Source organism: Variovorax sp. MSC1_012, assembly GCF_023667525.1.
GTDB classification, from domain to species: domain Bacteria; phylum Pseudomonadota; class Gammaproteobacteria; order Burkholderiales; family Burkholderiaceae_C; genus Variovorax; species Variovorax beijingensis_B.
In genome coordinates this window covers 525,800-544,460 of record NZ_JAMOZJ020000002.1, presented here as the reverse complement: position 1 = coordinate 544,460, position 18,661 = coordinate 525,800, and the positions used below count along the sequence as shown (strand labels likewise).

20 protein-coding genes and 1 pseudogene are annotated in these 18,661 nt (G+C 66.3%); 8 read left to right on the top strand and 13 right to left on the bottom strand.

The annotated features are described in order from the left end of the window. Positions 1-36: 36 nt before the first annotated feature. From L1081_RS27920 to L1081_RS27900, 5 genes and pseudogenes are all read right to left on the bottom strand, one after another. Positions 37-468, bottom strand: a complete 432-nt coding sequence (locus L1081_RS27920) for a VOC family protein (protein WP_489417868.1) — start codon at positions 466-468, stop codon at positions 37-39. Positions 469-502: 34 nt separating this feature from the next. Further along, a complete protein-coding gene (locus tag L1081_RS27915) occupies positions 503-1,369 on the bottom strand; it encodes an alpha/beta fold hydrolase (RefSeq protein ID WP_489417867.1) in 867 nt (288 codons plus the stop codon). Between the two features lie 83 nt (positions 1,370-1,452). Beyond that, positions 1,453-1,965, bottom strand: a complete 513-nt coding sequence (locus L1081_RS27910; RefSeq protein WP_489417997.1) for an AAA family ATPase — start codon at positions 1,963-1,965, stop codon at positions 1,453-1,455. A 225-nt stretch (positions 1,966-2,190) separates the two neighbouring features. After that, a pseudogene (locus L1081_RS27905) lies at positions 2,191-2,406 on the bottom strand (GNAT family N-acetyltransferase); the annotation flags it as partial. A 72-nt stretch (positions 2,407-2,478) separates the two neighbouring features. Further along, complete coding sequence (locus L1081_RS27900; RefSeq protein WP_489417866.1) at positions 2,479-2,847, bottom strand: hypothetical protein; 369 nt, start codon at positions 2,845-2,847, stop codon at positions 2,479-2,481. Between the two features lie 191 nt (positions 2,848-3,038). Here L1081_RS27900 and L1081_RS27895 point away from each other — a divergent pair, with 191 nt between their 5' ends. After that, on the top strand, positions 3,039-3,788 hold the full coding sequence (locus tag L1081_RS27895) for a TerC family protein (RefSeq protein ID WP_489417865.1): 750 nt from the start codon (positions 3,039-3,041) through the stop codon (positions 3,786-3,788). A gap of 11 nt (positions 3,789-3,799) precedes the next feature. On the opposite strand, the gene L1081_RS27890 is transcribed toward L1081_RS27895, so the two are convergent. Beyond that, entirely contained in the window at positions 3,800-4,246 is a 447-nt protein-coding gene (locus L1081_RS27890) for an SRPBCC domain-containing protein (RefSeq protein WP_489417864.1), read from the bottom strand. Between the two features lie 144 nt (positions 4,247-4,390). Continuing rightward, positions 4,391-4,591, bottom strand: coding sequence for a hypothetical protein (locus tag L1081_RS27885; protein WP_489417863.1), 201 nt, complete (start codon positions 4,589-4,591; stop codon positions 4,391-4,393). A gap of 192 nt (positions 4,592-4,783) precedes the next feature. Here L1081_RS27885 and L1081_RS27880 point away from each other — a divergent pair, with 192 nt between their 5' ends. Continuing rightward, on the top strand, positions 4,784-5,641 hold the full coding sequence (locus L1081_RS27880; RefSeq protein ID WP_489417862.1) for a helix-turn-helix domain-containing protein: 858 nt from the start codon (positions 4,784-4,786) through the stop codon (positions 5,639-5,641). Between the two features lie 39 nt (positions 5,642-5,680). Beyond that, entirely contained in the window at positions 5,681-6,385 is a 705-nt protein-coding gene (locus L1081_RS27875) for a phenylalanine--tRNA ligase beta subunit-related protein (protein ID WP_489417861.1), read from the top strand. A gap of 27 nt (positions 6,386-6,412) precedes the next feature. On the opposite strand, the gene L1081_RS27870 is transcribed toward L1081_RS27875, so the two are convergent. After that, positions 6,413-7,195, bottom strand: coding sequence for an IclR family transcriptional regulator domain-containing protein (locus L1081_RS27870; RefSeq protein ID WP_489417860.1), 783 nt, complete (start codon positions 7,193-7,195; stop codon positions 6,413-6,415). Between the two features lie 141 nt (positions 7,196-7,336). On the opposite strand from L1081_RS27870, the gene L1081_RS27865 reads away from it, so the two are divergent. The 3 genes from L1081_RS27865 to L1081_RS27855 all read left to right on the top strand — a co-directional run bounded on the left by L1081_RS27865 (position 7,337) and on the right by L1081_RS27855 (position 11,815). Beyond that, complete coding sequence (locus L1081_RS27865; protein ID WP_489417859.1) at positions 7,337-8,353, top strand: DctP family TRAP transporter solute-binding subunit; 1,017 nt, start codon at positions 7,337-7,339, stop codon at positions 8,351-8,353. A 104-nt stretch (positions 8,354-8,457) separates the two neighbouring features. Then, entirely contained in the window at positions 8,458-9,507 is a 1,050-nt protein-coding gene (locus tag L1081_RS27860; protein WP_489417858.1) for a ThuA domain-containing protein, read from the top strand. A 91-nt stretch (positions 9,508-9,598) separates the two neighbouring features. Next, positions 9,599-11,815 (top strand): BamB-related PQQ repeat family beta-propellar protein, encoded by a 2,217-nt coding sequence (locus tag L1081_RS27855; RefSeq protein WP_489417857.1) that lies wholly within the window; start codon positions 9,599-9,601, stop codon positions 11,813-11,815. A gap of 92 nt (positions 11,816-11,907) precedes the next feature. Here L1081_RS27855 and L1081_RS27850 read toward each other — a convergent pair whose 3' ends face one another. Genes L1081_RS27850 through L1081_RS27830 form a run of 5 tightly spaced genes read right to left on the bottom strand, consistent with a single transcriptional unit; the run spans position 11,908 to position 16,672 of the window. After that, complete coding sequence (locus L1081_RS27850) at positions 11,908-13,305, bottom strand: ELWxxDGT repeat protein (protein ID WP_489417856.1); 1,398 nt, start codon at positions 13,303-13,305, stop codon at positions 11,908-11,910. 43 nt (positions 13,306-13,348) lie between these two features. Further along, entirely contained in the window at positions 13,349-14,629 is a 1,281-nt protein-coding gene (locus L1081_RS27845) for a TRAP transporter large permease subunit (protein ID WP_489417855.1), read from the bottom strand. Continuing rightward, entirely contained in the window at positions 14,626-15,189 is a 564-nt protein-coding gene (locus L1081_RS27840) for a TRAP transporter small permease subunit (protein WP_489417854.1), read from the bottom strand. Before L1081_RS27840 ends, L1081_RS27845 begins: the two co-directional genes overlap by 4 nt. Positions 15,190-15,203: 14 nt before the next feature. Beyond that, complete coding sequence (locus L1081_RS27835) at positions 15,204-15,650, bottom strand: type II 3-dehydroquinate dehydratase (protein ID WP_319442712.1); 447 nt, start codon at positions 15,648-15,650, stop codon at positions 15,204-15,206. Between the two features lie 20 nt (positions 15,651-15,670). Next, on the bottom strand, positions 15,671-16,672 hold the full coding sequence (locus L1081_RS27830) for a DctP family TRAP transporter solute-binding subunit (protein WP_489417853.1): 1,002 nt from the start codon (positions 16,670-16,672) through the stop codon (positions 15,671-15,673). 151 nt (positions 16,673-16,823) lie between these two features. On the opposite strand from L1081_RS27830, the gene L1081_RS27825 reads away from it, so the two are divergent. Together L1081_RS27825 and L1081_RS27820 are read left to right on the top strand one after the other, a co-directional pair. After that, entirely contained in the window at positions 16,824-17,606 is a 783-nt protein-coding gene (locus L1081_RS27825; protein WP_489417852.1) for an IclR family transcriptional regulator domain-containing protein, read from the top strand. Between the two features lie 43 nt (positions 17,607-17,649). Then, a complete protein-coding gene (locus tag L1081_RS27820) occupies positions 17,650-18,654 on the top strand; it encodes a DctP family TRAP transporter solute-binding subunit (RefSeq protein ID WP_489417996.1) in 1,005 nt (334 codons plus the stop codon). The last annotated feature ends 7 nt before the right edge of the window (positions 18,655-18,661 follow it).

Sequence of the window (18,661 nt, the reverse complement as noted above, 5' to 3'; positions counted from 1 at the left end):
CCCTCAAACAAGCGGCGACGCGGGAACAGGGAGTCCCTACGCAGCATCAACCCTTGGCAGCAATTGCGGGTTGTAGATCGCCTCCCACAGGTGTCCGTCCGGGTCCATGAAGTAGCCGGCATAGCCGCCGTAGAAAGTGTCCGCCGCGGTTTTCACCACCGTGGCACCGGCCCTTGCGGCTTGCTGCATCACTGCGTCCACTTCGGCCTTCGACATGACGTTGTGCCCGAGAGTGAATTCGAGGGTCCCGCCCGCGCGCAGCGGAAGGCCGGCATCGGCCGCGATGCTCGAGCGCGGCCACACGGCCAGCTTGAGCCCGTGCTGCAGGTCGAAGAAGGCGACGGCGCCGTTCTCGAACTCCCTGCCCACGATGCCGTTGGTAGGCAGGCCGAGCCCGTCGCGATAGAAGGCGACAGCTCTCTCCAGGTCGTCGACGCCGAGGGTGATGACGGTGATTCTTGGTTGCATGGAGGTCTCCGAAGAAAAGGCGATGTTGCCTGGATCAGGCCGCATGCCCGAGTTCAGCGCGAAATGCGCGCAGCGCCTCGCAGGTTGCAGCGGGCGCCTCGACGGGAAGGAACTCGCCGCTGCCGCTGATGAGCCGCGATCGAAGATTCGCGGCCCCGGCATTGCGCAGGCCTTCGACATAGTCATCGATGTCGCGGCCGCCCGCGTCGCCGCGCAGGTACAGGATGGGCGTGTCGATGCGAACGGGCCTTGCATTGCGCTGCGCGGCGCTCTCGAGCGCCCGGTACCAATCGAAGCCGGCCTTCAATGCTTCGGGCCGCTGGTAGGCGCGCGTCCAGTCGTTTCGGATCTCGCTCGTCAGCGCATGCTTGTCGCCCGCGAGCAGGTCGTAGAAGTACTCGAAATAGGCGCGCTCGCGTCCACTCACCAGCAGTTCGGGCAGCTGCGGTATCGCATGAAACGCGAAGTGCCAGATGCGCGGCTCGGCGATGAGTCTCGACCACGGCGCAACGCCGGGGATGACGGTGTTCATGACCACCGCGCCGGCAATGCGCGCGCCGTGCTCGCGGGCCGCTGCAAAGGCGAGCATGCCGCCGATGTCCACGCCCGCGAACACGGTCGAATGCGCGCCCAGCGATTCGGCCGCGCGCAGCAGGAGGCCGGCGAGTGCATGCAGCTCGCACGGCGATGGGGCCGGCGGTACGCCGTGCGATCCGCCGATGCCGGGCAGGTCGAAGGCAATGGCATGGGCATCCCTTCCCAATTCGTCCAGCACCGGGTCGTAGAGCGACTTCGATTGCGGCCAGCCGTGCAGCAGGACCAGCCACGGCGATCGGGGATTGCCGACGCAGCGGTAGGAAAGGGTCAAGCCGTCGATCGAAAGCGTGGAATCGCGGGCCATTGGGTGCGTGCTCCTTCGAGAGGCACCGTATGCCTCGCGAAGCCCGTGCTGATCAGCCTCGCGCGCAGCCGGATGTAGGCCGTTTACTCGCCTGCGGCCTGGCTGCGCGACCGGTCCAGGATCAGGGTGGCCGCCTCGCTCGCGCTGACGACCGCCGAATCGATGACCAGGCGGCTCGTGGTCCAGGCCTCGTATTCATGGCGCACGACTGCCTCCCAGGTCGGCGGAACGTGGCCCGGAATGTCGGCCCTCCGGCTCTCCACGCGCCTGCGGTGCTCGGCGGGGTCGGAGCACATGATCTCAAGCTCGAGCAAGTCCGAGGATGTGCCGGCTGCCACCGCACGCCATGCCTCGCGGGTGACCGGGAGCGGATTGACGCAATCGGCGATCACCGACATGTCGAGCGCGAGATTGGACCGGGCAAGCTCGCAGGCCACGGCGTAGCCGGCGGGGCCCGCTTCCTCGAGAGCCCCCGATCGGATGAGCGCTTGCTCGATGGTGTCGATGCGCAGATAGGCGCAGGGGAAGCGGGCAGCGAGTTCGCGCGCGATGGTGGTCTTGCCGGTGCCCGGCAATCCGCCGAGAACAATCAGCATCGGCTTCGCCATGCGCGTGATTCCCCGGATCAAGGCGCCATCCGCAGGTGTCGCTCCCTCGGCCGCTCCATCGCGGCCGACGAGGGGCTGAAGCCCAGCTTGGCAAAGAACTCGGCGGCACCCGGCCGGCCGGCCCAGCACCCATGTGATGTCCGGCCCGGACCCCAGGATGTGCCGGACCAGCGCCTGCCCGATGCCCCGCCGGCGCCACGGCTCGGCGACCACGACCATCGACAGGTAGCCGTTGGAGATGCCATCGTCGATAGCGCGTGCAAAGCCGACGATTTCGCCGTCCGCCGACAACGCGACCACCGCCTGCTGCGACGCCGAGATCAGCCGGCCGAGGTGTGCGGCATCGGCGATCCGGTGCGCCCATCCGTTGGCGGAAAGAAGGCGATGTATCGCATCGGCATCGGAAGCCGCAGCGCTGCGAATCTGCATATCCGCTCCTCGAGAATTGAATGGCATCGAGGGCGACTGTAGCCGTTCGCGCGGCTGCGATCAGTCTCGGGATCAGTCCCTGTCTTCGCGATAGTGGCGGTAGTGCTCGCGGCGCTCCCATTCGCGGCGGCGCCATTCACGGCGCTCGGCGCGGCGTTCTTCCCAGCTCGGTCCCGGCTCGTAGTAGACGGGCGCCGGTGCAACGTAGGAGGGCGGCTGGTAGCGCACGGGTGGCGCCGGCTGGTAGTAGACAGGCGCCGGCCGCGAGTACACCGGCGCGGGTTCGTAGTACACCGGTGCCGGCTCGCTCACCACCACGCCGGGCAGCGACACGCCGATGGACCAGCTGGTGCCCGCGGTTGCAGCGGCCACACCGAAAAGTGCGCCTGCAGCAATCGTGCCCGAGAGAGCCAGCTTGAGGACGGTTCGAGGAAAGGTCATCTCGTCTCCAGAGATATGGGAATGATCCCGATGCTTCTTCCAACGTTCGGCCGCGCGAACTCGCACACATCGCTTCGGTGAAGAACATTTCAAGATGTCACGCGAAAAACCCTCAGGAAGCCGCATGGCAGACTTCGCTCCTGCTTCCCATCCTTCTTTTTTGCCGGCGCTGCCGTGCCGAAAGATCTTCCATGCTTGAACTGCTGACGGATCCCCAGGTCTGGATCGCCTTTGCGACCCTGACCGCGCTCGAGCTCGTGCTGGGCATCGACAACATCATCTTCATCTCGATCCTGGTCGACAAGCTGCCGGCCGCCAAGCGCGAGTTCGCGCGCCGCGTCGGCCTGTTCATGGCCATGTTCATGCGCATCGGCCTGCTGCTGGTGCTCGCGTGGATCGTGGGCCTGGTCGCGCCGCTTTTCTCGGTGCTCGGCAAGGACATTTCGGGACGCGACCTGATCCTGATCCTGGGCGGGCTGTTCCTGATCTGGAAGAGCACGAGCGAGGTCCACCAGTCGCTGGAGGGCGGCCATGAGCAGAAGTCGAGCGCGGCCAAGGCGACCTTCGCGGGCGTCATCCTCCAGATCATGGTCATCGACCTGGTGTTCTCGCTGGACTCGATCATCACCGCGGTCGGCATGGTGGACGACGTGCGGGTGATGATCGCCGCGGTGATCGTGTCGGTGTTCCTCATGATGCTGTTCGCCGGCCCGATCGGCCGCTTCGTCTCGAACCATCCCACCATCAAGATGCTGGCGTTGGCCTTCCTGGTGGTGGTGGGCGTGGTTCTCGTCGCGGAGGGCTTCGGCCATCACGTGCCCAAGGGCTACGTGTACTTCGCGATGGCCTTCTCGCTGGCCGTGGAGATGCTCAACATCCGGCTGCGCAAGAAATCAGCCAAACCCGTGGAGCTGCACCCGCCCCATATTCCGGGCGACTGAAGCCCGGCTTCTCAGCCGGGAATCTCGGGCTCGACCAGCTGGGCCAGCGCGACAAGCGACTCCTGCCAGCCCAGGTAGCACATCTCCACGGGAATCACGTCGGGGATGCCTTCCTGCACGACGGACATCTCGGTGCCGCAGGACACGGCCGTGAGTGTCACGGTGGTCTTCATCGTGCCCGGCAGGTTGGGATCGTCGAAGGCCGCGTCGTAGGCAATTCTCTGGCCCGGAACGAGTTCCAGGTACTTCCCGCCGAACGAGTGGCTCTGGCCGCTGCCAAAGGCGGTGAAGGACATGCGCCACGCACCCCCGACCACCGGATCCATGCTGTGGACCTTGCCGGTGAATCCGAATGGCGGCAGCCAGCGCTCGAAGGCACTGGGTTCGACGAAGGCGCGGTAGAGCCGCTCGGGCGGGGTGCGCAGTACGCGGTGCAGGCGGACGGTGTTGGTAGCCATGGCTGTGTTCTCCTGAAGTGCAGAGGATGACCCTCCACTGACACGACGAACGAGGCTGCGGAAAATCGACAGCGAACTGTAGCGCCGCGCGATAAAAATTTTTGAGGCCGAAAGTTCGCAGTTTCTTTGGCCTGCGCGCCCTGGTCAGGTGGAGCGCAGAAGAAGAGCCTCGCGCTCTTCGATCCAGTGCGAGCCGTGCCCGTAGATCGCATTCTGGACTTCGCAGATCACCTGGGCTTCCCTGCGCGCCGCAGGGGTTTCGGGTACCCACAGGCCGTCGTCGCAGTGCTCGTCGTCCTCGTCGTGGACGACGCTCGAACGCCAGTTGACGCAGATTTGCTTCATTCGATTCGAGGCGGACGGGGAAGGGTGGTGGGGTGCGGGCCGCATGGCGTGCTTTGCTGGATGGCGGCGATCCTACAAGCGCGCATTGGCAAACGGAGTACGTTGGGCAGGGTGCCAGCGGAGGAAGCTGTGCAAATTTGCGCACTTTGCGGCGAATCCTGCGGGTTCGCGTGCCCATGCATACTCCGCGCGATGAAGAACCCGCACCACGACTGCCGCGTCTTCGGCTCTCCCTGGGAGGGCGTGCATGGCACCAGCATCTCGAGCCAGCGCCGCTACGGCAGGCATTGGCATGCCACCTTCGGCATCGGCGTGATCGACGAAGGCGCCCAACGCTCGGCCAGCGGGTGCGGCGAGGTCGAGGCCCATGCCGGCCACCTCATCGCGACGAATCCGGGCGAGGTGCATGACGGGCGGCCGCTCGGCGAGCCTTTTCGGCGCTGGCGCATGCTGTATCTCGAACCCGCTGCGCTTCGATGGGCCGTGGATGCGGCTGCAACGGGCGCGGCGAATGACGACATGGCCCTGATCCGCCCCGTCATCAAGGACGACCGGTTGCGGCGCACGCTGGGCGAGCTCTTGCAGCTGCTGGAGGCGCGCTCTGCCGCGCCGCAGCGGGCACTGGCGGATGCACTGCGCTGCGAGGAACTGCTCGTGCAGACCTGCACCGTGCTCGCATCGCACCACGGTGCGCAAAGGCTGCCCACGCGCGCCGCATCGGCCGGCGTCTCGCGGGCGCGCGAAATGCTCGCGGATTGCCTTGCACAGCCGCCCAGCCTGGCGCAGCTTGCGGCGTCTTCGGGGCTGAGCAAATACCAGCTGCTGCGGCGCTTCAAGGCGGTCCATGGCGTCACGCCGTTCGCGTGGCTGCTCCAGCAGCGCGCGGAAGTGGCGCGTGGCCTCATCCGGCGCGGCGCTGCACTGGCGGATGCGGCCATGGCGGCCGGCTTTACCGACCAGAGCCACATGACGCGCGCGTTCGCACTGCACTTCGGCTTCACGCCCGGCGCATGGCAGCGCGCCTGGGCGCGGCCCGCACGGCTGCAATAGCGTTCAAGACAGGCCACCGCGCCGGCGACACACTGCGCCATGCACTCTTTCTTCTTCTCTCATTCGCCGGAAATCTGGCAGCGCCATCCCGAGCTGGTGCCCGGCGTCCTGCTGGCCCAGGGCATCCACCGGAACACCTGCGTGCAGGCGCAGGTGGCGCACTACCACGGCGTGGCGCGCACACGGCTCGAAGCCGTCGGCTCGGAAGCCGATCTTCCGGAGATCCAGGCCTGGCGCCGCACCTTCGCACGCATGGGCCTCAAGCCCACGCAGTACCGGTGCGCGTCCGAGTCGCTGCTGCGCCGGTTCAGGAAGGAAGGCGCGCTGCCGCCGATCCATCCGCTCGTCGATCTTTGCAACGCGCTGTCGCTGGCCTTCGCGATTCCGGTCGCGATGTTCGACCTGTCGAAGGTGGCCGAGGGGCTGCAAGTGCGGTGCGCCGACGGCACCGAAAGCTACCTCGCGTTCTCGGGCGAAACGGAAACGCCCGATCGCGGCGAAGTCGTCTTTGCGGATGCCGCAGGCTGCGCGCACGCCCGGCGCTGGACCCATCGCCAGAGCGCGCGTTCCGCCGTGCGGGACGAAACCTCCCGTGTCCTCATCGTGGCCGAGGCCTTGCATGCGGACGCCGTCAACGATGTCCGGCAGCTGCTCGATGCGCTGTCCCGGTCATTGGCCGAGACCTGGGCGCCGCCTGCCGCGTGCGCGCTGTTGCGGAAAGACGCGCCCCGCCTGGCGTTCTGAAGAGCGGCCGTCCCCCGAGGCGCCCGGTCAGGCGCGCCGCTTGAAGAGCGCGGACGCGCCGCTTGCGTGCGCCACGTCCTCGGCCGTGGCCAGGAGGGCCGGGCCCAGCGCGAGCATGCGTTCTTCGGTCAGCCGCACCAGCGGCCCGGCGATGGTGATGACGCCGATCACCGCGCCGTTGCCGCTACGCACGGGTGCGGCCATGGCCGTCATGGCGGGCGCGAACACCTCGTTGATCATCGCGAAGCCGCGCTTGCGGGCCGCGCGCAGGTACGCCAGCAGTGCCTTGACGGTGGTCGGCGCCTTCGGACCGAAGTCCTCGGGTTGTCCGAAGCCTTGCCTGGCGACCAGCTGGAGCGCCTGTTCGTCCGTCATCGTCGACAGCCACGCGTGGCCCGCGGAACTGCACGAGAGGTTGACCGAGAGGCCCATGTCGGGGTCGTAGCGCAGGCCGCGCGTGGCGCCCTGCGCCTTGGCGACGAAGGTCAGCTCGTCGCCGTCGACCACCGCCAGCCGCACCAGCTCGCCCGATTCGGCCGCGAGCCGGTCGAGCAGCGGCTGCGCCACGTCGACGATGCCGCTGTTGCTCAGGAAGCTCAGGCCGAGCGACACGAGCTTGATCGTGAGCATGTAGTCGCCATGGCTCTGGTCCTGCCGCACGTAGCCGCAGCGGATCAGTTCGCTCAGCAGGCGGTGGGTAGCGCTCAGCGGCATTTCCAGCTCGGCGGAGAGCGCGGAGAGCGCGCGGCCTTCGGGGTGGCCGGCCAGGTGTTCTAGGACCTTGAAGCTGCGTTCGAGTATGGCGGTCATGGGGACAACTCTAGCATTTTGCCAAGTGTTTTCACTAGTAGAAACTTTTTCCACTTAACAACTAAGATCGCGCCGCCTGGGGTTGGAGAACGTCGGGAGACCGCCCCGGCAGCACCCCTCACATCGCAGCAGGAGTTCATCTTGAGAATGCTTTACCGCTCGCTGGCAGTTGCCGGCCTGACCCTCGCATTGGCCGTTCCTGCTCCTGCTTTCGCGCAGGCCCAGCAGGAGCGAGTGATCCGCTTCGGCCACCTGAACAACGCCGACCACCCGGTGAGCCTGGGCGTGAAGCGCTTCGCCGAACTGCTGGCAGCCAAGAGCGGCGGCCGGATGAAGGTGCAGGAATACCCCGCCTCCCAACTGGGCAACGAGATGCAGCAGCAGTCCGCCCTGCAAGGCGGCGTGCAGCAGATGTCCGCACCCGCCACCACCTCGCTCGCAGGCATCGTCAAGGAGTTCGGCCTCGTCGACTTCCCCTTCTCGGTGACCGACTTCGCCCAGGCCGACGCGCTGCTCGACGGTCCGCTCGGCCAGGCCCTCATCGCCAAGCTGCCGGAGAAGGGCCTGGTCGCGCTGGGCTACTGGGACCTGGGCTTTCGCAACGTCACCAACAGCAAGCGCCCCATCACCCGGCCCGAGGACCTGGAGGGCCTGAAGATCCGCGTGATTCCCAACCCGGTGTTCCTGGAGACCTTCAAGGCCTTCAAGGCCAACCCGGTGCCCATGCCTTTTGCCGAGCTCTATGGCGCGCTCGAGTCGAAGGCGGTCGATGGCCAGGAGAACCCGTATGCGGTGATCCTGTCGAACAAGTTCTTCGAGGTGCAGAAGTTCGTGAGCGCCACCAACCACGTGTATGCGGCCAACATCGTGCTGGTCAGCAAGAAGTTCTGGGACTCGCTCACGCCGGGCGAGCAGAAGATGATGAACGAGGCGGCCAACGAGGCGCGCGGCTACCAGCGCCAGGTCAGCCGCGCGGCCGCGCAGAAGGCCGTGGGCGAACTGCAGGCCAAGGGAGCGCAGTTCAACGAACTGAGCGCCTCCGAGCAGGTGCGCATGCGCGAGATCGCCAAGCCGGTCATCGACAAGTTCGCCGCACAGTACGACCCCGCCATCGTCACGCTCTACAGCAACGAACTCGCTCGCATCCGCAAGCAGTGAACGTCCGAGGCTTCGCCGTTCCTCGTGAACGGCATCGCCGTGCCTGATCAATCCGCAGCCCCTGCGGGCCGGTTCCGCCATCGACCCCAAAAAAGGAGACTCCCTTGAACGATCCCAGATCATTTCTTTTCGGACTTGCATCGACCGCGGCCCTGGCGCTGCTGGTGACCGCGTGCGGCGGAGGCAGCGGCGGCGGCGGCGTGTCGTTTCCGATCATCCCGGTCCAGCCCGCGGCACCGAGCGCGCCTGCGCAGCCCACTCCGGACGCGCCGACGGATCCGGTGGCCGAAGCCGAGGACGACAGCTTCGACGCCTACTACAACGTCTGCAGGGGAACGAATCCGAAGTGCTACAACGACTGGGGCGCCTTTGCCTCGACGCCCGATCGCGTGCTGGTCTACTCCCGCACGGCCGGCCCGCGCCACGCCAACCTGGGCACGCCCATGGGAAGCGGCCTGAACCCGGTGATGAATCCGGACAACATCATGCAGGCAGGGCTGGTGCGCATGCTGACGGCCGAAGGCATCACCGTCGACTGGACCGAAGACGTCGCGGTCCTCGGAAGCCGCATCAACAACTACAAGGCCGTCATCTTTGCCAGCTCGAACCGCGACACGTTGTGGAACGGCGCTGTCAGCACGAGCCAGGATGCCGCACGGACGGCGCTGCGCAACTACATGCGCCGCGGCGGCGGCTTCGTCGGGCTGCACAACGCATTCGGGGCCGAATACAACTGGCCCTACTACGAGGGCCTGCTCGGCAACGCCAACTTCTACAACCATGGGCCGAACCGGGCCGGCGACGTTGAAATCGTCTCGGACGACCCATCGACGAAGGACGTGCCCAAGCGCTTCAGCTTCCAGGACGAGTGGTACAACCTCGCGCCCTTTCCCACGAAGGTGAAGTTCCTGGCCAAGGTCGACACCTCCACGCTGAAGCCACTGACCTCGGCCCCGCACCCTGGCCACGCGGACTTCCATCCGGTCGCCTGGTGCCAGTACTACGACGGCGGCCGCGCCTGGCTCACGACGCTCGGGCACAACGCGCACTCGTTCGCTGCCGACCTGTCGGGGGTCGGTGCCATCGAGTTCCAGAAGCTCGTCGTCCAGGGCGTCAAGTCGGCGATGGGACTGACGCCGTTCTGCACCGAATAGCGACCTCCAGCAGCGATCGGCGCGGTGGAGAAAACGCGGCGCTGGTCACCCCGAGTTCATCCGTTCACACGTTCACCGAGTGGAGATACCCATGAAACAAAAATCGTTGGTCACGCTGCTGCTTTCCTGCGGCGTGCTCACGTCGCCGCTGTTGATCAGCGCATGCGGCGGATCGGGCGGCAGCGCGCCCGTATTTCCGTCGATGCCGGCCCCGGCACCCAATGCACCCCCGCCTCCGTCCGCGCCGCCGGCCGCGGCGCCCGAGCCGCCCGCATCCGATCTGTCGAGCTGCTGCACTGCGGGCGACAAGGACTTCCCCAAGGTGGGAGGCAACCTGGGCAACCAGAACTACTCCAGCCTCCACAAGATCAACAAGGGCCTCGTAGGCCAGTTGGGCGGTGCCTGGGTCAATCAGATCGAAGGTGGCATGACCACCGGCACCAACCAGAGCACGACAGTCGTCGTCGACGGTGTCATCTATATCGAGTCCGCGCTCGGCAACGTGATTGCGGTGGATGGCAAGACCGGCCTCACGAAGTGGAAGTGGACCACCCCCTACGGCTCGATCACGCGCCGCGGCGTGGCCGTTGCCAAGGACCTGGGCCTGGTGTTCACCGTCGCCACCGGCAACCGGCTGGTGGCGCTCAGGACGGATACGGGCTCCATCGCCTGGATCAAGCAGTATCCGACCAGCAACACCGACCCCGACTACCAGGGCGCCTTGCAGAAGGTGGCGCTGGTCTATCACGACAAGCGCGTGTACCTGGGCACCAATGACGGCAACCGCGGCGCCGCGTTCTCGGCGGACGCGACCACCGGGAAGGTGCTGACCTCGTTCTGGGGCGTGCCGCGTCCCGGCGAGATCGGCTACGACACCTGGGGCGGTGCTGCCGAGTCCGACCGCGCCGGCGCAACGCCCTGGATCCATCCCGCGGTGGACCCGGAGCTGGGCATGGTGTATTGGACCTTCGGCAACGTGCGCGGCGGCTCGTCCCAGAACGGGTCCACCCGGCCGGGCCTGAACCTGTTCGCCAATTCGATCGTTGCGCTGGACCTCAAGACCGGCGAATACAAATGGCACTTCCAGTCGGTCCACCACGACATCTGGGACATGGACAACGTGATGTCGCCCGTGCTCGCGGACGTGAAGATCGACGGGCGCGAACGCAAGGTCGTCATCTACGGCAGCAAGACGGGCATGTACTACATCCTGGACCGCAAGGATGGCAGTGCGCCGCTCGGCATCGACGAGGTGCCGGTGAAGCAGGACGCCCGCCAGGCAAGCTGGCCCACGCAGCCCCTGCCGCGCCAGGGCGCATGGACGGAGACCTGCATCGTCGATCAGCCGCTGGGCACGGCGATTCCCGGAGACCCCAACCGCGCAGTGCCCAACTACACGAAGGGCTGCCTCTACGACGCGCACTGGGACGTGCCGATCCTCTCCATCCCGGGCCACGGCGGCGGCGCAAACTGGAACCACCAGGCCTTCAGCCAGCGCACCGGCCTGGTCTATACCGGCATGGGCTATGTGGCGGCAGCCCACTCGCTGACCGAGTCCAGCAACGGCCTGCGCCCGCCGGGCACCTACATGACCGGTGCGGTCGTGGCCGTCGATCCCGGCACCAACCTGGTGAAGTGGAAGAAGCAGATGCCGTATTCGCTGGCGCACGGCAACGGCATCCTGACCACGGCATCCGACCTGCTCTTCATCGGTCAGCCCGATGGCAACCTGCTGGCCCTGGATGCCAACGACGGCAGCGAGCTGTGGCGCTTCCAGACGGGCGCGGCGATCAGCGCCAGCCCCGTGACGTACGAGATCGACGGCGAGCAGTATGTTGCGGTGTACTCGGGCGGCACGGGCATCCCGTACGGAGATTCGGCGCCGCGCGGCGACCGCCTGTGGGCCTTCAAGGTTGGAGGCACGGTGCAGCCGCCGCCGACGCCTCAACCGCCCATCGTGCGTCGCCCGGTGTCCGGCGCCGCGGTGGAGGGTGCGGCGCTGCCGACGCCCAACACCGTGTTCCTGGCGCGCGTGCAGACCGCAGCGAACGAGCCGGGCGCAACCGAATCGACCGCGGTCAATGCCATGACGCCGACCTGGATGCGCGTGCCTGCGAACACCACGGTAACCTTCACGAACCCGGGCACCAATGCCAACACGCACTGCGCCACCCAGTTCTTCGAGGGCCGCTTCGCTTTCAGGCTGGCGCCGGGGCAGTCCGCGAACCACACCTTCGACAAGCCGGGCGAATACTTCTACAACGATTGCCACAGCCCCCGGCCCACCGGAAAGATCGTTGTGTATTGATCGTTTTCCTCACCGGCCAGGCGCCGGCAACGACGGCACCGGCTTTGGCCGGTGCTTTTTTTTGTGCGCGCGCCCGGTGCCGGGCGCCCGGCTCAACGCAGGCGGGCGAAGAGCGGATCCCCGATCAGCGTCACCCGCCCATCGCGGCGGCGCGCCCACAGCCGCTCGTTGCCGCGGCCGTCGTCGGCGACAAAGAGCACCATGTCTGCGAGCGCGCGAAAGCCCAGGGGCATCGCATTGCGCGCACCGGCCGCAACATCGGCGACAGGGCGCGTGCCGGCGGACGAGCCGTCGGTGGTCCACGGCTCCACACCGCTGGCGCCGCCGCCGTTCGCGGAGAACCACAAGCGCGAACCGATCGCCGCGAAGCGGGCGGGGGATCCGCTCTCGGACCCTGGCGCGATGTCCTTGACCAGCGTGGTGCCCTTGGCGGTGCCATCGCTGCGCCACAGTTCCGCACCGGAGGCTCCATCGGTCGCCGCGAAATACAGCCGGTTGCCCATCGCCGCGAAAGGACTCGAGATGGACCCGCCCGGTCCCGGGCGAATATCCTTCACCAGCGCCGTGCCAGCCGCAGTGCCGTCGGTTCCCCAGAGCTCGGTGCCGTGCACGCCATCGTCCGCGGCAAAGTACAAGCGGTGGCCGAGCGCAACCAGGTGGTTCGGCCGCGAGGGGGAGGTTCCCGGACGCAGGTCCTTCACCATGCGTGTGCCGCCTTCGGTGCCATCGCTCTTCCACAGCTCGATGCCATGCTCGCCGTCGTTGGCGGTGAAGTAGATGTCGTCACCCACGGCCGTCAGCGCATGGAGGTCTGCGTCCTCGGTGCCCGGACGAATGTCCTTCACCAGTCGCGTGCTCTCTGGCGTGCCCTCGCTGACCCAGAGTTCGTGGCCATGCTCGCGGGTTGTTGCGGTGAAGAAGAGGCGCTTGCCGGCGACGGTGAGCTGGCGCGCGACTGCGCGAGGCCCGGTGTTGATCGACGACACGCGCATCGTGCTCTTCGCGGTGCCCGCGGTCTTCCAGAGCTGGAACCCGCTGTGGCCGTCGTCGGCCACGAAGTACAGCGCATCGCGGAACACTATGAGCTCGCTGGGCATGGCGCCTTCCTCGCCCGGGCGCAGGTCGATCACACGCGAGGTTCCCGCGGCCGTGCCGTCGGTGCGCCAGAGTTCGAGTCCGCTCGCACCGTCGGTGGCGGTGGTGTAGACGTGGCCCCGGAATGGCGTCGGCCAGGCGGGAAAGGAACCACGAAAGCCGGGGCGGATGTCCTTCAGCATGGCCGTGCCGGCGGCCCTGCCGTCGGTGACCCAAAGCTCCTGGCCGGACGCCACGTGAAAGGCCGTGAAGAGCATCCGCCCGCCCAGCGGGGTCAGTCCGGTGGGGGAGACAAAGGCCAGCGGCGTCAGTTGTTCGGCAAGCACCTCGCGCTCGGGATCCTGCGCGGCCGCGGGAAGCTGCACGAGGAACGCGAGCGCAAGCGCTGCCAGCAAGGCAGGGCGCCGCAAGGCGAAGGCGCAGCGATAGGGCGGCATCTCAGCCGCCCAGCCATCTGGCCGGCGCAATCACCAGCTGCGGAAACACCACCATCACCAGAAGGATGGCGAACTCGGCAATCATGAAAGGCACCACGCCGCGCGTGACGTCGTCCATCGATATCTTCCCGACGCCGGCCACCACGTTCAGCACCGTGCCCACGGGCGGCGTGACCAGCCCGATCGAGTTGTTGATGATGAAGAGCACGCCGAAGTACACCGGGTCGATGCCTGCTGCCTTCACCACGGGCATGAGCACCGGCGTGAGAATCAGGATGGTCGGCGTCATGTCCATTGCGGTGCCGACGACCATCACCACGACCATGATCGCGAGCATGAGCAGGATCTGGTTGCCCATGAACGGCTGCAGCAGGCCCACGATCTTCGAGGGCAGGTCGGCCACCGTGATGAGCCATGCGCTCACCATGGCCGCGGCGATCAGGAACATCACGATGGCACTCGTCCTGGCGGCGCTCACGAAGATGCCGTAGAGGTCGCGCCAGGTGATCTCGCGGTAGATGACCGTCGACACGAAGAGCGCGTACACGGCGGCCACCACCGCGGCCTCGGTCGGCGTGAAGACGCCCATGCGCAGGCCCACCAGGATGATCAGCGGCAGCATCAGTGCCCACAGCGCCTTGCGAAACGTGGTGAAGATCTCGGCCGTCGACTTGCGCGGCGGCGGCACGATCTTCTCGCGGCGCACCAGCCAGGCCCAGGTGAGCCAGAGCGCCCCGCCAATGAGCAGGCCTGGCACGATCGCCGCGAGGAACAGCTTGGAGATCGACACGTTGGCGGCCACCCCGAAGATCACGAGCCCGATGCTCGGCGGGATCACCGGCCCGATCACGCCGGTGGCCGCGATGAGGCCGGCCGCGCGCGGCTTGTCATGGCCGGCCTTGACCATCATCGGCAGCAGGAGCGCGGTCAGCGCGGCGGCGTCGGCCACGGCCGAACCCGAGAGCGCGGAAAGCAGGCAGCCGGCCATGATGGTCACGTAGCCGAGACCGCCCTTCACATGGCCGACCAGTGCGAGCGCGAAGTCGACGATGCGCTTCGACAAGCCGCCGACGTTCATGATCTCGCCGGCCAGCATGAAGAACGGAACGGCCAGCAGCGGAAAGCTGTCGGCGCCGCCGATCACGTTCTGCGCGAGGATCTGCGCATCGAACAGGTCGAGGTGCCACATCAGCGCCACGCCGCTGGCGAGCAGCGAGAACGCGATGGGAATGCCCATCGCCATGGCGAGCAGCAGGGAACCGACAAAGACGAGGATGGTCATTTGCGCTCACCCAGGCCATCGCCTTGCGAGCCCAGGATCTGCTGCAGCTGAACCGCTTCTTCCGATTCCTGGACCATCACCAGCTCGCTTTCGGCGATGCGTCCCGTGAGCAGCCGCAACAGGTCGAGCGCGAGGATGAACCCGGCCAGCACCGAGAACACCACGCCCGAAGCGTAGACGAGGGCCATCGACGCGCCGGTGACCGGCGCCGTCACGTCCCAGTTGATGCGCGCCTGCGCGACGCTGCCCTGGAACAGCAGCCAGACGATGTAGAGCATCACCACGTGACCCACGGCGAGGCAGATCTTCTTGCCGGCGGGCGGCAGCTTCTGCACCACCATGTCGACGCCAAGGTGCGCGTGCTGCTTCAGCGCGACCACCGCGCCCAGGAAGGTCATCCAGATGAACAGCCAGCGCGAGACTTCCTCCGACACCGTGATGCCGGAGTTGAAGCCGTATCTCAGTACCACGTTGCCGAAGACGAGAACGACCATGACTGCAAGCGCGGCCGCGATCGATGCCTCGATGCCGGTGCAGCATCGATCGATCCAACGATTCATGGGGTCTGCTCGCTTCAGGTGGTGGCTGCCTGCTTCTGGATCTCCACCAGCGCGCGCAGCGCGGCGAGGTAGGACTGCGGGCCGAGCCCCTGGATGGTGCCCTTGACTGCCGGGGAAATGATCGAATGCGCGCGCCATGCCTCGCGCGCCGCGATGTTGGACATGTGGACCTCGATGGTCGGGAACGGCATGGCCTTGATTGCGTCGTGCAGCGGCACGCCGTGCTGCGTGAGGCCGGCGGGGTTGACCAGTGCACCCTGTGCATCGTCGATATGGGCATGGAGGAAGTCGATCAGCTCGCCTTCGTGGTTCGACTGGATTGTTTCCAGCGTCGCGCCGAGCTCTTGTGCGAGCGCCTGCAGCTGTGCATTGATCTCGGCCAGAGTCGTCTTGCCGTAGATGTGGGGTTCGCGGCGGCCGAACAGGTTGAGGTTGGGGCCGTGGAGGACGAGGATTTTCATGGTGGGGCGAGCTCGGACGTTCACTGCTTGCGGATGCGAGCGAGTTCGTTGCTGTAGAGCGTGACGATGGCGGGGTCGTACTGTGCGGCGAACTTGTCGATGACCGGCTTGGCGATCTCGCGCATGCGCACCTGCTCGGAGGCGCTCAGTTCGTTGAACTGCGCTCCCTTGGCCTGCAGTTCGCCCACGGCCTTCTGCGCGGCCGCGCGGCTGACCTGGCGCTGGTAGCCGCGCGCCTCGTTGGCCGCCTCGTTCATCATCTTCTGCTCGCCCGGCGTGAGCGAGTCCCAGAACTTCTTGCTGACCAGCACGATGTTGGCCGCATACACGTGGTTGGTGGCGCTCACGAACTTCTGCACCTCGAAGAACTTGTTCGACAGGATCACCGCATACGGGTTCTCCTGGCCATCGACCGCCTTCGACTCGAGCGCGCCATAGAGCTCGGCAAAAGGCATGGGCACCGGGTTGGCCTTGAAGGCCTTGAAGGTCTCCAGGAACACCGGGTTGGGAATCACGCGGATCTTCAGGCCCTCCAGGTCCTCGGGCCGGGTGATGGGGCGCTTGCTGTTGGTGACGTTGCGAAAGCCCAGGTCCCAGTAGCCCAGCGCGACCAGGCCCTTCTCCGGCAGCTTGGCGATGAGGGCCTGGCCGAGCGGACCGTCGAGCAGCGCGTCGGCCTGGGCGAAGTCGGTCACCGAGAAGGGGAAGTCGACGAGGCCGAACTCCTTGACGATGCCTGCGAGCGAGGTGGTGGCGGGTGCGGACATCTGCTGCACGCCGCCTTGCAGGGCGGACTGCTGCTGCATCTCGTTGCCCAGTTGGGAGGCGGGGTATTCCTGCACCTTCATCCGGCCGCCGCTCTTGGCTGCCAGCAGTTCGGCGAAGCGCTTCACGCCCAGGCTCACCGGGTGGTCGGCGTTGTTCAGGTGGCCGAAGCGGATCACTCGCTCCTGCTGGGCCCACGAGGGAGAGGCAATGCAGACGCAAAAGCTGGCCAGGGCAAGCGTACGAAGAAATTTCACGAGTCGTCCTCAGGAAAAAGGGAGGGAAAGCCGGGTCGGCGGCGATCATAAGTTTCTTGGAAAGAATTTCCACTATGGAAATCCCTTCCCCTGAGTCGCACCTGGCCCGGGCATGATCGCCTGCGTCTGTGAAACGAATTCGGAGAGCGAAATGAGCGGGATACTGGAGCGCAGCTTCAAGGTGCTGGAATACCTGGCGGATCGTCCCGAGGGCTGTGCGCTGTCGACCTTGGCGGCCGAATTGCAGATCCCCTTGAGTGCATCGCACCGCCTGCTGGCGGAGTTGATCCGCTGCGGCTACGTGCGGCAGGACCTGCGCGATGGCCACTATATGCTGACCATCAAGCTGGTTTCGCTCGGCTTGTCGTTCCTGAGTCGTTCCGGCATCGTGGACATCGCCCAGCCCTTGCTCGACCAGCTTGCCACAGCCTCGGGCGAACTGGTGCGGCTGGCGGTGGTCGATGGCGATGACCTGACCTTCGTCGCCAAGGCGCAGGGTGCTACCCATGGACTGCGCTACGACCCGGACATGGGGCTGTCGGTCGCGCTTTCATGCAGCGCGGCCGGGCACGCGTGGCTGTCGACGATGAGCGAGGAAGACGCCATTGCGTTGGTAGCGAAAAAAGGATTGGGAAAACCGGAAGACTACGGTCCCAGGGCCCCGACTTCCATCAAGACCGTGATGGCCTATGTGAAATCGGCGCGCCAGCGTGGCTTCAGCATGATCAACGAGGTGTTCGCACCAGGAATGACGGCCATGGCCGCACCGGTATTCGGCACGCACAGCGTGGTGATAGGAGTCGTCACCATTGCGGGGCCCCTGGTCCGGTTGACGCCGCAGCGGATGGAGGCGCTGGGGCCGCTGCTTCTGCGGACTGCGGAAGATGTGGCCCGTGCCAGCGGAGCCTCGGCGCTGTTCAAGAAAAGAGCATAGGTTGTCTGGCATGAAGGAGACATTCACCATGAAGAAGCACTCGATGAAAACAAGACTGCTGCTGGCCGCCGTGGGGGCCGTCGCCGCGCTGGCCACAGCCGGTGCGGCAGCGCAGGTCAAGGAACGCACGCTCAAGTTCGCATTCCAGAACCAGACCGGCCATCCGCAGGCGCAGGGCGCGCAGAAGTTCGCCGACATCGTCACGGCCAAGTCCGGCGGCAAGATCACGGTGAAGCTGTTTCCGGGCGGCACCCTCGGCGGCGACCTGCAGACCGTGTCCGCGCTGCAGGGCGGAACGGTCGAGCTCACGGTGCTCAACGCCGGCATCCTTTCGGCGCAGGTCAAGGAGTTCGCGGTCTTCGACTTTCCGTTCCTCTTCAACAGCGGCAAGGAGGCCGATGCGGTCACCGACGGGCCCTTCGGCCAGAAGCTGATGGCCAGGCTCGATGGCAAGGGCCTGCACGGTCTGGGCTACTGGGACCTGGGCTTTCGCAATCTCACCAACAGCAAGCGGCCGATCGCAAGGGCGGACGACATTGCGGGGCTGAAGATCCGCGTCATTCAATCGCCGATCTACATCGACCTGTTCAGCGCGCTGGGCGCCAACGCCACGCCGCTGCCGTTCCCCGAGCTCTATCCGGCGCTCGACCAGAAGGCGGTCGACGGGCAGGAGAACCCGAACACCACCATCCTTGCATCCAAGTTTGCCGAGGTGCAGAAGTACATCACCCAGACGCGGCACGTCTACAACCCGCAGGCGCTCCTGGTTAGCAAGAAGACCTGGGACGGCATGAGCGCCGACGAGCGGCAGATCCTCACCGAGGCCGCCAGGGATTCGACCGTGTTCCAGCGCGCGGCCTCGCGCAGCGCCGCCGACAGCGCGCTCGACGCCCTCAGGAAGGCCGGCATGACCGTCTCGGAACTGCCGCCGGAAGAAATGGCGAAGCTGCGCGCCAAGGTGAAGCCGGTGATCGACAAGTATTCCGCATCGGTGGGCGAGGCCACGGTCAAGGAGCTGATGTCGGAGATCGACAAGGTGCGCAAGTAGGCTCGGG

Excerpts from the sequence above, each read along its gene's own strand:
- L1081_RS27870 (WP_489417860.1), bottom strand. The coding sequence starts at position 7,195 with ATGACCGCCATACTCGAACGCAGCTTCAAGGTCCTAGAACACCTGGCC.
- L1081_RS27900 (WP_489417866.1), bottom strand. The coding sequence starts at position 2,847 with ATGACCTTTCCTCGAACCGTCCTCAAGCTGGCTCTCTCGGGCACGATT.
- L1081_RS27880 (WP_489417862.1), top strand. The coding sequence starts at position 4,784 with ATGAAGAACCCGCACCACGACTGCCGCGTCTTCGGCTCTCCCTGGGAG.
- L1081_RS27915 (WP_489417867.1), bottom strand. The coding sequence starts at position 1,369 with ATGGCCCGCGATTCCACGCTTTCGATCGACGGCTTGACCCTTTCCTAC.
- L1081_RS27910 (WP_489417997.1), bottom strand. The coding sequence starts at position 1,965 with ATGCTGATTGTTCTCGGCGGATTGCCGGGCACCGGCAAGACCACCATC.
- L1081_RS27875 (WP_489417861.1), top strand. The coding sequence starts at position 5,681 with ATGCACTCTTTCTTCTTCTCTCATTCGCCGGAAATCTGGCAGCGCCAT.
- L1081_RS27840 (WP_489417854.1), bottom strand. The coding sequence starts at position 15,189 with ATGAATCGTTGGATCGATCGATGCTGCACCGGCATCGAGGCATCGATC.
- L1081_RS27885 (WP_489417863.1), bottom strand. The coding sequence starts at position 4,591 with ATGAAGCAAATCTGCGTCAACTGGCGTTCGAGCGTCGTCCACGACGAG.
- L1081_RS27825 (WP_489417852.1), top strand. The coding sequence starts at position 16,824 with ATGAGCGGGATACTGGAGCGCAGCTTCAAGGTGCTGGAATACCTGGCG.
- L1081_RS27845 (WP_489417855.1), bottom strand. The coding sequence starts at position 14,629 with ATGACCATCCTCGTCTTTGTCGGTTCCCTGCTGCTCGCCATGGCGATG.
- L1081_RS27835 (WP_319442712.1), bottom strand. The coding sequence starts at position 15,650 with ATGAAAATCCTCGTCCTCCACGGCCCCAACCTCAACCTGTTCGGCCGC.
- L1081_RS27895 (WP_489417865.1), top strand. The coding sequence starts at position 3,039 with ATGCTTGAACTGCTGACGGATCCCCAGGTCTGGATCGCCTTTGCGACC.
- L1081_RS27820 (WP_489417996.1), top strand. The coding sequence starts at position 17,650 with ATGAAAACAAGACTGCTGCTGGCCGCCGTGGGGGCCGTCGCCGCGCTG.
- L1081_RS27920 (WP_489417868.1), bottom strand. The coding sequence starts at position 468 with ATGCAACCAAGAATCACCGTCATCACCCTCGGCGTCGACGACCTGGAG.
- L1081_RS27855 (WP_489417857.1), top strand. The coding sequence starts at position 9,599 with ATGAAACAAAAATCGTTGGTCACGCTGCTGCTTTCCTGCGGCGTGCTC.
- L1081_RS27890 (WP_489417864.1), bottom strand. The coding sequence starts at position 4,246 with ATGGCTACCAACACCGTCCGCCTGCACCGCGTACTGCGCACCCCGCCC.